Below are 15268 nucleotides of genomic sequence, written 5' to 3' on the forward strand. Positions count from 1 at the left end.
GTATATGGAACCATATCAGCTTAGTCAACTAATTATCCCTTCTATTTTGTTATGTATTACGCTTATATTACGTGCAACTTTATCGTTTTTAGAAACGAGTATTACAGCGTTACGCCTTTTTAGGCTAAAAGAGCTTGCTCATACAACAACACAATATCTTTCACTCTTACAAACGTTAGAAAAAGCTCCGCAGCGAGTACTTATAACTGTTATTGTTGCTAATAGCTTTGTTGATGTAACAGCTGCGTCACTTGCAACATTTATAATGAGTACAATTTTCACTCATATTGGTTTTTCAAGCAGTATTGGCTTTACGTTTGGAATTACATTTGCTTCTCTGGGCATTGTTGTTTTTGGAGAAATTTTACCAAAAAATTTCGCAAAAATTCGTAGTGAGCAAGCATTTAAATCAATTTTATGGCTTATTAATTGTATTTATTATACCCTTTACCCCTTCGTAATTGTTTTGGTAAAATTCTCTGATTATGTCATGTACAAGGTAGGAGGTGAAGCAGCCCTGGAAAATTCATCTCAATGGATCTCATCAGAAAGAGAAATTCAATTTTTAATTAATTATATTCATGAAAAAGGACTTCTTGAGCTCGAAAAAAGAGAAATGTTACAAAATGTTTTTCAGATCGGAAATACTCCAATCGCAGAAGTAATGACTCCTGGCGCAAAAATAATATCTCTTGATGTACATACAGCTATAGACGAAATATTTGGATTTTTTACACAACACTCATATACGCGTATCCCCGTTTATGAAAACACACCTAATAATATTATTGGAATGGTTCATCAAAAAGATCTTTTTATCATGCTAGCAAAAAAAGAAAATAAGATTGTACAAAATATTGTTCGCCCCATTATGTTCGTTCCCGAAAATATCACAGTTTTTGAGCTTTTAGGAAAATTTCGTGAAAAACAGTTGCATATTGCTATGGTAACTGATGCGCATGGTATTCTTACCGGACTTGTTACACTTGAAGATCTTATTGAAGAAATTATCGGTGAAATTAGTGATGAACATGAATCTACGATTGGTAAAATAATGCCAATGGGTGAAGATGAATGGTTAGTTGATGCAACTATCACGTTGCGTGACCTTGGTAAATTTCTAGGCATTACCTTCGTTACTGAAGGTGCAGTATCTCTTGCAGGCTTTTTAACAGAGCTTTTTCGTCATGTACCACAAAAAGATGAAGAAATTATCTATAACAACTTTCTGTTTCAAGTTCAAAAAGCAACAGCTATTCACGTTCAATTTGTCCATATACAAAAAAGATAGGTAGTTAAATCTTTAATAATAATACTTTTTTATAGCATTGAAAGACATCAATTTATAGAATAAAAAGTTCATTATTAATTATCCCGTTCACACATAATTTTTGATATGTAGCATCATAATAAGATATTCTTTTTGTTGATATATTAGGTTCAATAAAAAGAATACAAGATTGATCAATGGAGAGTTGTTTTCTAAATGATATCGGTACTATTTTTCCATTATTACTAGCTAAAGTTTTTTTAAGATGCGCATATGATCGCCATGTGAATGATGGTATCTTTCCGTTCCATGAAGGTAAATAGATATTTTTTATAACTATTTTTGAGCTAAGAAATTGTAAGGCATCAATGATCCGTTTGTTGAATTTAAAAACAACAAGATGATCAATATGAGTATTACCTGTTCTTTGTATAATTTCTGGAATAAGCGTGTATGAGATAAACGACTCATATGATGGTCGTGATGCAATAAAAGCTGGGTCAATCATAGTAAGAGTTGCATCATGAGTTATTAGGGTTATTTCACCATTATTACATTTAATCTTCTCAATCTTATTATTTTTGTACAATGGAAATAGTTTAAGTAAAATACAGCTTATAATAAGAAATGTTATCAATAGAGTTATACGTTGTAATACCGTAGCAACTTTTTTATTATGTACTATTACAAGTGCCATACATGGAATCATGCAGAGAATTATTAGTGGAGGCTTTATAAAGCCAATGAGCCAACTTTTTTGTTCTAACTCAAGACACATAAGCCATAGTGTAGTAGCGCGCTCAAGGCACCATATTAAAGGCATATTTGGCAAACAAAAAAGTTCCAAAAAGAAAACTAATGATGAAATTAGTAAAAAACAGGTTAAAAATGGACCAAAAATTAACGTACTTATGGGTGTCAACATGGAGATCGGCAATCCCCACTGAATTAAAAATGGTAAAGAAACAAATGATATAAATAACTGCAATTGTATGTTCTTTAAAAGAGATCGATACCATTGTGCTATCTTTTTCATATTCTTGAGTATACTTGTTTTTTAAAAAAAACATAATAAAACTATTGATTTTAAAGGATTTAGTTAGATAAAGTTAAAGATAGGAATTCAATAAAATAAGATAAAAATAAAAAGGTTTTATCATGGATACGCATAAAATTTGCGCATTAACAGTAGGTTTATTGTGTGTTGGAACAACTTTTTGTTATTGGGGTAGTTGGAAACAACAAATAACGCCAGAAAATATCGATAAACAAGAGCTTGATTTGAAATATCAAGAAAAGGCCGCACAAATACAACACAAGCAGCAAAAAATAACAAAAAAACGTTCAGAGTTAATAGCAGATGCATCCAATCAGGCAACAAAAAAACAAGAAGATCTACGATATAAGAAAGCTCAATTGGAACTAGAACATAAGAAAGAAAAATTAGCACTAGAAAGGAAGTAATTATGAAATTGCATAATCATGAACCACATGATCATTCTGAACAAGAAAATTCAAAACACCTACCGATAAAAATTAAGCAGTACTTACAAAATTTTTATAATTCAAAAAAATGCAAAAATATGTCTCATGGAAGCTATTATATAACCAGATGTATGTCATGGGCACATGGCGAAAATTGGCGTCGCAACCATTCAAAAAGTAAATAAATAATCTGCATGAGAGCGACACCTATGAAATAATAAGTTTTAAGCTTATTCACCTATTAAGTAAGCTTAAAACTTATTAATTGATTTTTTTACTTCATCGATATCTTTTATTTCAAAAATTGTATTATCAACTTCAATAGTTACTTTGGCATCCTTGTGGTTAATATTCTTTTTCTGACGTTTGCAGCATGCAGGAGTAAGCGTCAGAGTAATAATACAAAATAGTGAAGAAAGATATTTATTGACCATTGTGAATTCCTTAACATGAATAATGTTTATAATGTTTTATTTTTTTTAATAGAGCTTTTTTTAACCGGTTGTATTTTTTTATCAAAAGGATCTTTTATAAATACATTTTTAAGCACTTCATCCATATTGTTAACAAAAGTTATGGTGATGTCATCAAGAGACATCTCCTTTTTGATGTCTTGTATATCATCATAATTCTCTAACGGTACAATAACTGTTGTGCAACTATGTTGTTTTGCCGCAAGAATTTTTTCTTTAAGTCCACCAATCGAAAGAATTCTACCTTGTAAAGTAATTTCACCCGTCATTGCAAGATTTTGTTTAGTTGAATTATTGGTTAACGCAGAGACTAACGCTGTACAAATAGTAATTCCTGCAGAGGGACCATCTTTTGGTGTAGCACCTTCTGGAATATGTACGTGAATATCGTTTGTTGAATAAAAATTGGTTTTTAACCCTAAGTCTTTTGCACGAGATCTAATATAGCTCATCGCAGCTTGAGCAGATTCTTGCATAACCTCACCAAGCTGACCAGTAAGTGTAAGGCCGCCTTTTCCAGCTAACACTGAGGTTTCAATTTCTAACACATCACCACCAACCTCAGTCCAAGCGAGACCAGTTGCAAGGCCTATACGCTCTGCTTTTTTACTTATACTTGTTTTTTTATGGATAGAATTTCCAAGCCATTCAATAATAGTGCTTTTTGTAACAGTGTAGGTTTTAATTTTTTCATTTTTTAAAATCAACTGAATTGTTTTACGCATTAATTTTGTGATAATACGTTCAAGTTGACGCACGCCAGCTTCTTTGGTGTATTCATCAATAATTGATAAAATAATTTCATCAGAAATTATAAACTGCTTTTTGGTAAGATTATGCTCTTTTAAGCTCTTTGGAATAAGGAATTGATTTGCAATAGCAAGTTTTTCATGTTCTGAGTAACCAGAAATATGTACGATCTCAAGACGATCATACAAAGGATAGGGAATTTGATCCATCATATTTGCTGTTGCAATGAACATAACTTGCGACAAATCATATCCAGTATCAAGAAAATGATCTATAAAGTTTTTATTTTGCTCTGGATCAAGAACCTCAAGTAATGCTGCTGCAGGATCTCCATGCATATCGCGTGACATTTTATCAATTTCATCAAGTAAAATTATCGGATTAAGCACGTTTGCTTTTTTCATTGCTTGGATAATTTTCCCGGGCAATGCACCGATATACGTACGCCTATGACCACGAATTTCAGCTTCATCACGTATACCACCCAATGATATGCGGATAAATTCACGTCCCATGCTTTCTGCAATAGAGCGCGCTAATGAAGTTTTACCAACTCCAGGAGGGCCAACAAGGCAAATAACTGGTGAACGATATAAGTTTTTAGAGAATTTTTTTGCTGCAATAAATTCAATAATACGCTCTTTTGGCTTTTTAAGTCCTGCATGATTTTTATCTAAAATATTTTCTGCCTGTGCGATATTAATGGTATCTTTGCTTACCTTTTGCCATGGTAATGACACAATCCAATCAATATAATTTCTACTGACAACAGCTTCTGATGAAAGTGGAGGCATTTGTTCGAGTCGCTTTAATTCACTTTCAACTTTTTGCTTAGCTTCCTTTGATAGCCCGAAAGTTTTAATTTTTTGACGTAAGGAAACAATTTCTTCTGATTGATCTTCACGCCCAAGTTCTTTTTGAATCGCTTTCATTTGCTCATGTAAATAATATTCGCGCTGATTTTTATCAACCTGCGTTTGAATCTGTCCGCGAATTCGCTGTTCTGTCTGTAGAATGTCAATTTCTTTTTCCAAAAAAGAACATAATTTAAACATGCGTGAATTAAGATCGGGTAATTCAACAATGTCTTGTCTATTTTGAAGTGATAAATTGTCGATATGAGCAGTAATGGTATCAACCATATAATCCATATCTTGCACTGTTTTTACATTGGCAATAAGATCAGATGGAATCTTTTCATTTAACGTTGAATACGTTGTATATAACTGAAGAGTCTCACGCCATGTTGCTTCAAGTTCGACGGTAAGTTTTAGGTTCGGTGTTGGTAAATCTTCATAATGAACATTCATAAAACCATCTTCATGGTCATGATAATGAATTACTTTCGCTCTACAAAGTCCCTCAGCAAGTATTTTTAATGGCCCATTAGGCATACGCATAACCTGCAATATGACCGAACGAGTTCCATAGGTAAATACATCATCTTTAGTTGGAGTTTCTGTTGTAGCATCTTTTTGTGCCGAAATGAAAAGCATGCGATTAGTTTTTAATGCATGTTCCACTGCTTTAATAGAGATATCACGGCCAACAATAACAGGAATAATACTTTTAGGCAGTATAGCTATATTCTTAAGAGGTAGAAGCGGAAGAGAGCTTGCTTCCATTTCTTGTGTATTTTGTATGAATTCTTGCGTATTTTGTATGAATTTATTTTTTATTTTTTTCATATAATAGCTCCATTGATGTTATAATGCGGTGGTTAGATTATCAAAACATTCAAACTTTTCTTTTTAATTAAGTAATAATGTCTCTTACTTAGAATAAATTATTACTACTTTTTGTCAATGAAAATGATGTTTCTAATTGAAATATCTAGTAGGGCGTCTAAAAAGTTCTATTTTAGTATATATTTACCATTTTTTTATTTTGCTGCAGAAAAAAGATATTACTATATAGCAGTAAGACCAATGGAACGACATTAGTGTCAGAAAAATGAAGATTCAGTTGAAAAAGCTATTTTTTTGTAAATTAAATAAGATAATTTTTACAAATCATTAATCCTTTGGTAGATTTGTGTGGTAAAGGTAAGTTTTTTATTGTAACAATATTTTTATTTTTGAAGGGATGCTCGAATGTTAAAACGTCTTGCGACAATGCTTTGGGGAAATTTTGAGAGCAAGGAAGAATTGAAAAAATTCGGTATTCTTGCACTTATTTTTTGTGGAATTATCGCAATTTATTGGGCATTACGTCCAATGAAAGATAGTATTTTTAATGCAATGATTGGTATGGAATGGCAACCTTGGGCTAAAATTCTTTCTCTCGTTATTATTTTTCCTATAGTTATCCTTTATAGTAAGCTTGTTGACACATTTCCACGACATAAAGTTTTTTATTTTTTAACAGGCCTTTATGGTGCGATAGCTCTTATTATGTTTTTTTGTTTCTCAGATCCTTCTATTGGACTTGCAAATACTATTAAAAGCCCTACGCGTATTTTAGGCTGGTTATGGTATATTTGGGTAGAATCTTTTGGTTCGTTAATGGTAGCTCTTTTCTGGGCTATTGTTACTGATATTACCTCTCCAGAATCAGCAAAACGAGGATTTCCTCTTGTAGCGCTATTTGGACAAATTGGTAATATGGTTGGACCATATTTATTAAATGCGAAAAAACTAGGCTTCTCTAATAGTGCGCCTGTTGTTGGCGTACTAGCATGTCTTTTGTTTTTCATCGGTTTCATGTTTTGGGTGTTCATGCATGTTACTCCTGCTAGTCAGTTACGTGGATATCGTGCAGAAGGTGAGGAATCTGAAATTGAAAGCGAGCCAGGTTTTTTTGAAGGGCTTAAGCTATTGGTAACTCGTGGCTATTTACTTGGGCTTTTCTTAATTATTACCATTTATGAAGTAATTGTAACCGTATTAGATTTCCATTTTAAAATGAGCGTATCAACTGCTTTTACCAATGAACTTGAAGTAGGTGCATACTTAGCTTCTTATGCCACAATGACTGGTGTTGTTTCAACATTATGCGTATTATTTGGTATTAATAGCATACAGCGTGTTTTAGGCATGAAAGCTTCATTATTAATGCTCCCTATTTTGACAACGGCAGCTGTAGTTTTAATTAAACTTAACCCACAATCCTTGATAATTGGCTTTTGGATCATGGTATTTTCAAAAGCAGTCAATTATGCATTAAACCAACCAACATTAAAACAACTATATATACCAACTTCAAAAGACACCAAATACAAGGCGCAAGCTTGGATTGAAATGTTTGGTGGGCGTTTATCTAAAGGAAGTGGATCCTACATCAATACATTCCGTGCGCCATTGGTTGCGCATCAAGGTGCTATTGATGGTGTCGCACGCTTTTTAATGTTCAGTTCATTGATTTCTTTTGGTCTTGTTGGTGTATGGCTTTTTGTTGCGATATACATTGCCAAAACATACGACAAAGCAATAAAAGAAAAACGCATCGTATGTTAATGCTTCTCTATATGAATAGTTAATAATTTAAAAAAGCCTTCTAATTGATCTTTAGAAGGCTTTTTTGGTAAAAACACCCCGAAGTTGAATAGGAAGGTTTTGGTTAGCATGGGATCTACAATTAAACAGATGTTACGTGGGCTGTTTGATATTGAGCCACAAGAACGGATGAAGTTATTCTTTTTATCATTTCTTTATTTTCTCGTTGTTGGTGCGTATACTATAACGCGTGATTTAAAAAGTTCTATTTTTTTGGGAGTCGTTGGCAAGGAATATATACCATGGGTAAAAGTTATTTCGATGCTCATGCTTGTTCCCGCAATTTTTTTCTATTCACGTTTAGTTGATAGAATCCGCCGATATCAATTACTTATTTTTTATAGTATTCTCTTTGGCATTGCAAATCTTATTTTTGCATATTACATAGGACATCCTACTATTGGCATTCTTAATACGGATGCACATCCAACCCGACTATTTGGGTGGTTATTTTATTTCTTTGTTGAAGGTTATTCGCCATTTGTTGTAAGTGTTTTTTGGGCTTTAGCCAATTCAGTTAATAGCCCCGCTGAAGCTAAAAAAAATTATGGTTACATGGTTGCTGGATCAAAATTTGGTGGAATGGTTGCGGCCGCATCAGCATGGTATATTTTTGGATTAAGTTCACAAGCTATGCATCCTTATTTGACTCATGTTGTAGCACATCAAATTATTTTAATCATCTCTACATTGTTTTTAGCACTCGTTCCCATTGTTGCCATACTATTCATTAGAACTGTTCCCGGGCATTTATTGCATGGATATGAGGCAGCATATCAGCTTGAAAAACAAAAAAATGAAAATGTTATTGTTTCCAAGCCAAGCATGTTTGCAGGTCTTGAAATGTTTGTAAAACATCCCTATGTACTTGGAATCTTTGGAATGGTCTTTTTTTATGAAATTGTTTCAACAGTTCTTGGTTATTTACGGCTTGGCGTTGCTGAAGCTGGTGCCGGATCAATTTCTGATGTTTCCAAAGTGTTATTTGAAATAGCATTTAAAGCTCATTTAGTTGGTTTTATGATTTCATTAATTGGTACGCAAGCATTACTTTCCTGCCTGGGAACGCGTATTTGCCTAGTATTGATTCCATTTTCCATGGGTGGAATTCTTTTTTATCTTATATTCGAAACATCTCCGGAATCCTTAAGAAATGCATTTGTTGTGTTCACTGCCTTAAATTATGCGTTCCTTGCTCCCGTTAGAGAGAGTTTATATTTGCCAACGATCAAAGAAATTAAATTTAAGTCAAAATCATGGATTGATGCATTCGGAAGTAAATTCGCTAAAACTACAGGCTCAATGTTTAATGTTTTCGCATCTAAAATGGGTGGTTCATTAATACTGTCAGTTCATTCATTCTTTTTTGCTGTTATTATTGGGCTATGGTTTATCGTTGCATTCCTCTTAGGACGTCGCTTTGAACAAGCAATTACTAATAATGAAGTTATTGGAGCAAAAAAAAATAATTAAAACAACACTGTATACATTGCATTATTTTTCTATTTTGGTACACTTTCAATGAATGGATGAATTAAAAGTATAAAGGATATTTGGATGAGAGATCTTAAAGAATTATTTGGAGAATTAATAAAAGCGGGTGTTCATTTCGGCCATCAAAAATCTCGCTGGTGCCCTAAGATGGAACAATATATTTGGGGTTATAAAAATGGAGTTCATCTTCTTAATGTTGCTAAGACCGCTAAAGGCCTCAATGACGCAGAAAAATTTTTAGAAACAATTTCTGCTGAAGGAAAAACGGTTCTATGGGTTGGAACTAAAAAAGCTGCATCTAAATCTATTCAAGATATAGCCACTAAGCTCAACCAACCTTATGTAAATCATCGATGGTTAGGTGGAACACTTCTTAATTTTAGCCAAGTAAAAAAATCGTTAACAAAACTACTTCATTATGAAGATATTTTAATTAAAGCAGAATCAAACCCTTTTTATACAAAAAAAGAACTTAATTTATATAAAAAGATTGCTGATAAACTTGATAAAACAGTTGGCGGAATCAGAAAACTGGCATTGCCAGTAGGCGCCCTCGTCGTTGTTGATGTGACTAAAGAACAATCAGCGGTTAAAGAAGCTGTTTTAATGGGCATTCCGGTAATAGGCATTGTTGATACCAACTCAGACCCATCATTAGTTGATTTAGTTGTCCCAGCAAACGATGACTCTCCTCAATCAATTAATTTATTATTAGGTTATTTTGCTGATGCAATTACTCGTGGTAGAGATATTGCTGCGCAAAAATCAAAAAATGCACAACCCGTTGCTAAAAAAAGTGGCGTTGCTACCAAAGAACAAGTACCTGCAATTGAAGAAGAGCCTTTAGGCGAAGTTGAAATTGCTTTGCAACAACTCGATGCGCAAGGTGAATAAAAAAATATTGTGCTTTTAAGGAGAGGTGTCTGAGTGGTTGAAGGAGCATGATTGGAAATCATGTATACTTCGAAAGGGGTATCGAGGGTTCGAATCCCTCTCTCTCCACCATTTAATAATAAAGCTATATTTATATTGGTACAAAATTTATAAGATTTTTTATTAAAATTTGATATTTTATTATTTATAAGGCATAATTTAATAGATTATTTTTTAAGTATATAATCCCTATGTACTAAAAATAGGGTTAAAAATAATGGGAAAGTGGATAAAGAAAAAACTGCACAACCTGTCAGATCTGAAAAGAAGCAGCAGAATGCATTGTTTTCTTGTAGATACTTTCCCATTTTTATTTTTTAATAAAAAACATTTAGATACATAGTATTGTAAAAAGGTAAAAACTGGATGAGTGCTGTTGTATTAAATTTAAGTAGAAAATGGCGATCACAAAGCTTCGATCAAGTTATCGGACAAGATCTTGCTATACGGATCCTAAAAAATAGTCTTTATTTAGGTCACTATTTTCCTGTTTATTTATTTGCTGGTCAGCGAGGTTGTGGAAAAACTTCAACAGCTCGTATTTTTGCTGCTGCTGTTAATTGTTATGCATTATCGTTATTTCAAAAAAAGCCAAAAAATTCATCTGTACCTTGTTTGACTTGTGAGTCATGTAGTGCCATGCGTGAAGGTAATCATCCTGATTTTATTGAAGTTGATGCGGCTTCGCATACTGGTGTTGATAATATTCGTAGTATTATTGAATCATCATTATTGATTCCTTTAATGGGGCACAAGCGTGTTTACTTAATTGATGAAGCTCATATGCTTAGTAAGGCAGCATTTAATGCCGCTTTAAAAATTTTAGAAGAGCCCCCGGCAACAGCATTATTTATTTTAGCAACAACAAACCCTCATAAAATTATTGATACAGTGCGTTCTCGTTGCTTTCAAGTGTTTTTTATGCCGATAGAGCATAATTCACTTAAAGCTCATTTACAGACTATTTGTAAAAATGAAAGAATTATATATACAGATGATGCATTAGACATTATCGTACGCCATACTGAAGGATCAGCGCGTGATGCATTAAATTTATTAGAACAAGTGCGATTCTCAAGCTCTATTATCAGCAAAGAAACAGTTCTTTTGTTGTTAGGACATATTGACGATCAGCATATAATCAATTTAATTATATGTATTATGTGCGGATCAGCCGTAGAGCTCGTGCAATTGTTGCATTCATTAAATATCGATAAACATAAAGCTGAATTTATTTGGCAACGTATGGTAGTATTATTACGCGCATTATTGTGGATAAAGCATGGTGTTACGCCACATGAATCGATATCTTCAATGCAAATGCTAGAAGAAAATGCTTTGTTATACCCTATCGGTAATCTTCATCAAATGATTGAAGATTTATACACGCATGAAGAATTATTTCTCAAAACAACACAACAACATGTTTTTTTAGAAATAATTTTATTAAATTTGTGTTACACATATAAAAAAAATAAAAAAAAAACTGGTGATGATAATGGATCTGCACCTCTTTCAACAATAATCACTTCTCATGAAAATTCATCGATTAGCGAATTAGACAATAAAAAGGATGATGTTATCCTACATCATAATACTAACACTATTACTCATGAACAGAAATGGTTAAATTTTGTTGCAAAAATCGTACTACTAAATGATCCATTGGGTTGTTCAATTTTTAAACAAGCCCGACTTGTTTCTTATATGCTTGATACCTATTCTGTAATAATTGAATTACCAAAAGATTTTATACTTTTTAAAGAATGGCTTGATAATAGTCAATTGTTATGGCAGCCATTATTGCGAGAATGTTTTACTTCGCAGGCAGTTTTAAATGTACAATTTACTGGTACACAAAAAGTTGAAATAAGTAAAAAACAAAAAAATGATGTATATGACAAAAAACAATCTGCTCAACCGTCAATTCAAGAACAACCGTATAGCAACAACGTTAAGCGTTATAGTATGCACAAAGCATCTACTAAAATAATACCTGCTGACGCATTGCACATGGATGTTTCTGATGAAGATACATGGAAATTGGCATCCACATTATTATGTCATTTTCCTGGAGTTATTACCGAAATGCGTGAAAATCAATGAAAAAAATAAAACAGCCTAAGGTTGTTATTGTTGGTCGTACTAATGTAGGTAAATCTACATTATTTAATCGTTTGTCTGAAAATATAAAAGCAATCACGCTTGATCTTGAAGGAGTAACGCGTGATTTTTTGAGTGATACTATTGCTTGGCAAGGGCGAAGCTTTGAGCTAGTTGATACGGGCGGAATTAGCTTACGAAAGACTCAAGATCCTATTTTAAGTCAATCACGAACTATTGCACTATCTATGATAGAATCAGCAGAAATTATTCTCTTTGTTGTTGACGGTAAGTGCGGATTGGTTACTGAAGATCGTGAAATCGCGCATTTATTACATAAGCATGGCAAAGTAGTTATTTTGGTGGTTAATAAAGCAGATAGTAATAGTGCTATTGAAAATATGTATGATTTTGAAAGTCTTGGCTTTTCTAAGGCTTGCTTTATTTCTGCTGCACATGGCAAAAACATTATTGATTTATTAGAATTAATTATTAAATATTTGCCCGAGTCAGTAGTAATCGATGTTGAAGACCCTGCATATAAGGTAATGTTATTGGGCAAACCGAATGTTGGGAAATCATCATTAATGAATTTATTATTGCAAAAGGAACGATCCATTGTATCGCCAGAACCGGGAACGACGCGTGAAGCGCTTGTTGAACGTGTTACATTTTATCAAGAAGATATACAGCTATCCGATACGCCCGGCGTGCGAAGAATGCGTTCGGTAACTGAACCGCTTGAAGGTATGATGGTGCAATCGACTATGCAAGCATTAAAAAATTCAGATATTGTTTTGTTATTAATTGATGGAAGTGCTGAAAGTGTTGTTGATCAAGAATTAAAACTTGCATTTTATGCATTTGATAGCCAACATAAAGCATTAATGATTTTATTTAATAAATCAGATCTTATTGATGAAGGCATAAAAACACGGTTTGATCACGCGCTTTCTGAGTATGATTTTTTAATGAAAAAAATAGTAACGCTTCACATTTCTTGTAAAACAGGAAAAAATCTTGGAAAAATTTTACCTGCTATTAAAGAATTATGGGAACGTCATTCCCGCCAATTTAATCAAAACGAGTTGACACAGTTGTTTAAAGACGCTTCCATAAGACGACCCTTATATCATAATAAAAACCTTTTAGCCTTTTATTCTGCGCATCAAATTAGTACTGCACCAATTACGATAGTATTACATGTAAATGTGCCAATGTGGTTTGGACAATCGCAACTTGCTTATTATGAAAAGGTTTTACGGCAAGAATATGATTTACGTAGTGTACCTATTAAATTTATTGTACGCTCACGATAATATATTTATTGGTCCTTTTTTCTCTAATAAGGAGTAGTCTTATGAATACACGTATTGTTTTTCGCAATATGGATCATTCTGATGTGATGGAAGCTTATGCAAATGATCAACTTGAGAAAGTAATTAAATTTCTTGAAAATGATCGTGGGCCTGTTTTTATTAATTTATATTTCGAGCCCAGCCATGTTCATGAACATCATCGTGTTGAATTGCATGTTAAAAGCGCCGAATATGATTTAAATTCATCATATGAACATGAAGGAATGAATTTTTATGATACCCTGGATCGTGTCATTGACGTTATGTACCGCGAATTACATGAAAAAAAAAGAAGAAACCATGATGAAGAAAAGATGCGTGGTCGTCATGAAGAAGTCAAAAAGCAAAGATAATGTATAATAAATATTATAATAAATGAAACTGTTAATCAGCACATTGAATTATTTTAAATAAACACAATAATGCACCATAAAAACACAGTATGCTCAGTATATTACAAAAAGTGCGAATATTCTTTGATAGAACCTTCGTGCTTTTTGTAATATACATAAATCCTATATAAAACAAACAAATACATCCTATTGTCATAGAAATAAATGGTGTATTTATTGCATACATATAAAGCACTATATACAAGATAATTGCTGTAGCAGATAGTAAAAGAATGGTTTCAATTAATTCTTTTATTTTGATTTGTTTTTCTAATTCATTTTTAAAAAGGTAGGAAAAGTATAATAATGTAAGAATAAAGAAAACAATGAGCAGAAAGTACTTTTTATGATCATTTCGTAACAATATAATCAATGTATAAGCAAAGTACTGCGCTGCTGAAATATAACTATCAAGGTAATTTTTCTTGTTTTTTTTTCCCTGCAACACTATATTATTTTCTCTTGTTTCAGTTGTGCTATCAATTTCTTCTTTATTCGGTTCTGCTATGGGGAATAATAATGGAAAAGATATATAATTTATTTTTTTTTCCGATTTTCGATAATAACTGCAATAAAGATGCACCGCATGATTTGTTTGCTTTTGCGCTGTTATTGTTATAGAAAGGGTAAAATTTTCATTAAAAATGAATTTGGTTGCTTTGAATGATGGATCATAATGCGATGTCGCCTCTTTGTTTGACTTCCATATTGATAAAACAATTGATGGATCATCTACTGAACAATTAATAAAATCTCTATAAATATAGTCTTTATCAGGAATCATAAATGTAATGATCATTTCTTTTGTGTAATCATTTATGTCCTGTATTGTACAGGTAATAAGCTCTAAATTAGATTGTGCAAAGTTTATTTGAAAAAATGTTAATAATGCAATAATTATTGTTTTATTTAAATACATTGAACCCATTGAGTATTTGTTGTGCGTGATTTTTTGTATCAACATCTTTGATAATCGCTATAATTATTCCATTTTCATCAATAAGAAATGTCCATCTTTTAGGTAAATAAAGTTGAAATAATCCTGTATTTACACCATATGCTTTGAGAGTATTATTAGTAGCAATAAGTAAGGGGAATGGAAGATGTTGCTTTTCAATAAACTTTTGTTTACTTACCATTGACCCTTTACTTAAACCCAGAACAACGATACCATTTTTTTTAAGTAACTCAAACCCATCCCGAATGCTACATGCTTGTTGTCTACATCCTGGAGTGTCGTCCTTTGGATAAAAATAAAGCGCTACTCTTTTTCCTTTAAAATCAGTAAGTTTGATCGTCTCGCCCTGTTGATCAATAAGAGCAAAATCAGGTGCTTTATCGCCTATTTTAAGCGAGGTGGTTGAATATATGCATTGTAGTGAAATAAAGAAAACTAAAATTAGTAATAATAATATTTTCATCGTAGGTCTTTCTTTAAAAGGAGAAACTAAATATTTTAAACGTAGTGTAACTAAAGGTAATAAAAAAAGAAATTATATTTTAACCATAGAATAAT

14 protein-coding genes, 1 tRNA gene and 1 other RNA gene are annotated in these 15268 nt (G+C 32.5%); 11 read left to right on the forward strand and 5 right to left on the reverse strand.

Annotated features, from left to right (window positions below):
* The first annotated feature begins 4 nt into the window (after nucleotides 1-4).
* Nucleotides 5-1291, forward strand: a complete 1287-nt coding sequence (locus VLB80_04060; protein ID HSC25359.1) for a hemolysin family protein — start codon at nucleotides 5-7, stop codon at nucleotides 1289-1291.
* Between the two features lie 52 nt (nucleotides 1292-1343).
* On the opposite strand, the gene VLB80_04065 is transcribed toward VLB80_04060, so the two are convergent.
* The gene (locus tag VLB80_04065; GenBank protein ID HSC25360.1) at nucleotides 1344-2306 is read right to left on the reverse strand and encodes a hypothetical protein; all 963 of its coding nucleotides are present in this window, start codon (nucleotides 2304-2306) and stop codon (nucleotides 1344-1346) included.
* 122 nt (nucleotides 2307-2428) lie between these two features.
* On the opposite strand from VLB80_04065, the gene VLB80_04070 reads away from it, so the two are divergent.
* Entirely contained in the window at nucleotides 2429-2734 is a 306-nt protein-coding gene (locus tag VLB80_04070; protein HSC25361.1) for a hypothetical protein, read from the forward strand.
* Between the two features lie 2 nt (nucleotides 2735-2736).
* Nucleotides 2737-2940, forward strand: coding sequence for a hypothetical protein (locus VLB80_04075; protein ID HSC25362.1), 204 nt, complete (start codon nucleotides 2737-2739; stop codon nucleotides 2938-2940).
* Between the two features lie 66 nt (nucleotides 2941-3006).
* Here the strand turns inward: VLB80_04075 and VLB80_04080 are convergent, their stop codons facing one another.
* Nucleotides 3007-3189, reverse strand: a complete 183-nt coding sequence (locus tag VLB80_04080; protein HSC25363.1) for a hypothetical protein — start codon at nucleotides 3187-3189, stop codon at nucleotides 3007-3009.
* Nucleotides 3190-3215: 26 nt separating this feature from the next.
* Nucleotides 3216-5666 carry an endopeptidase La gene (lon, locus tag VLB80_04085; GenBank protein ID HSC25364.1) on the reverse strand — a complete coding sequence of 817 codons (2451 nt, stop codon included), beginning with the start codon at nucleotides 5664-5666 and terminating at the stop codon, nucleotides 3216-3218.
* A 405-nt stretch (nucleotides 5667-6071) separates the two neighbouring features.
* Here lon and VLB80_04090 point away from each other — a divergent pair, with 405 nt between their 5' ends.
* From VLB80_04090 to VLB80_04125, 8 genes are all read left to right on the forward strand, one after another.
* Entirely contained in the window at nucleotides 6072-7433 is a 1362-nt protein-coding gene (locus tag VLB80_04090; GenBank protein HSC25365.1) for an Npt1/Npt2 family nucleotide transporter, read from the forward strand.
* Nucleotides 7434-7541: 108 nt separating this feature from the next.
* The gene (locus tag VLB80_04095) at nucleotides 7542-8945 is read left to right on the forward strand and encodes an Npt1/Npt2 family nucleotide transporter (GenBank protein HSC25366.1); all 1404 of its coding nucleotides are present in this window, start codon (nucleotides 7542-7544) and stop codon (nucleotides 8943-8945) included.
* A gap of 84 nt (nucleotides 8946-9029) precedes the next feature.
* Nucleotides 9030-9860 carry a 30S ribosomal protein S2 gene (gene rpsB, locus VLB80_04100; GenBank protein HSC25367.1) on the forward strand — a complete coding sequence of 277 codons (831 nt, stop codon included), beginning with the start codon at nucleotides 9030-9032 and terminating at the stop codon, nucleotides 9858-9860.
* A gap of 19 nt (nucleotides 9861-9879) precedes the next feature.
* Nucleotides 9880-9971: transfer RNA gene (locus VLB80_04105), tRNA-Ser, on the forward strand.
* A gap of 144 nt (nucleotides 9972-10115) precedes the next feature.
* Nucleotides 10116-10211: signal recognition particle sRNA small type (gene ffs / locus VLB80_04110), an RNA gene on the forward strand.
* A gap of 54 nt (nucleotides 10212-10265) precedes the next feature.
* Nucleotides 10266-12005 carry a DNA polymerase III subunit gamma/tau gene (dnaX, locus tag VLB80_04115; GenBank protein HSC25368.1) on the forward strand — a complete coding sequence of 580 codons (1740 nt, stop codon included), beginning with the start codon at nucleotides 10266-10268 and terminating at the stop codon, nucleotides 12003-12005.
* Nucleotides 12002-13321 carry a ribosome biogenesis GTPase Der gene (der, locus tag VLB80_04120; protein HSC25369.1) on the forward strand — a complete coding sequence of 440 codons (1320 nt, stop codon included), beginning with the start codon at nucleotides 12002-12004 and terminating at the stop codon, nucleotides 13319-13321. Before dnaX ends, der begins: the two co-directional genes overlap by 4 nt.
* A gap of 41 nt (nucleotides 13322-13362) precedes the next feature.
* Nucleotides 13363-13713, forward strand: a complete 351-nt coding sequence (locus VLB80_04125) for an HPF/RaiA family ribosome-associated protein (protein ID HSC25370.1) — start codon at nucleotides 13363-13365, stop codon at nucleotides 13711-13713.
* A 31-nt stretch (nucleotides 13714-13744) separates the two neighbouring features.
* Here VLB80_04125 and VLB80_04130 read toward each other — a convergent pair whose 3' ends face one another.
* Together VLB80_04130 and VLB80_04135 are read right to left on the reverse strand one after the other, a co-directional pair.
* Nucleotides 13745-14671, reverse strand: coding sequence for a hypothetical protein (locus VLB80_04130; protein ID HSC25371.1), 927 nt, complete (start codon nucleotides 14669-14671; stop codon nucleotides 13745-13747).
* The gene (locus VLB80_04135) at nucleotides 14658-15173 is read right to left on the reverse strand and encodes a peroxiredoxin (protein ID HSC25372.1); all 516 of its coding nucleotides are present in this window, start codon (nucleotides 15171-15173) and stop codon (nucleotides 14658-14660) included. The genes VLB80_04130 and VLB80_04135 overlap by 14 nt, the downstream gene beginning before the upstream one ends.
* Nucleotides 15174-15268: the final 95 nt, after the last annotated feature.

The sequence above is a fragment of the Candidatus Babeliales bacterium genome (genome assembly GCA_035455925.1).
In the GTDB taxonomy this organism is placed as follows: Bacteria; Babelota; Babeliae; order Babelales; family Vermiphilaceae; genus SOIL31.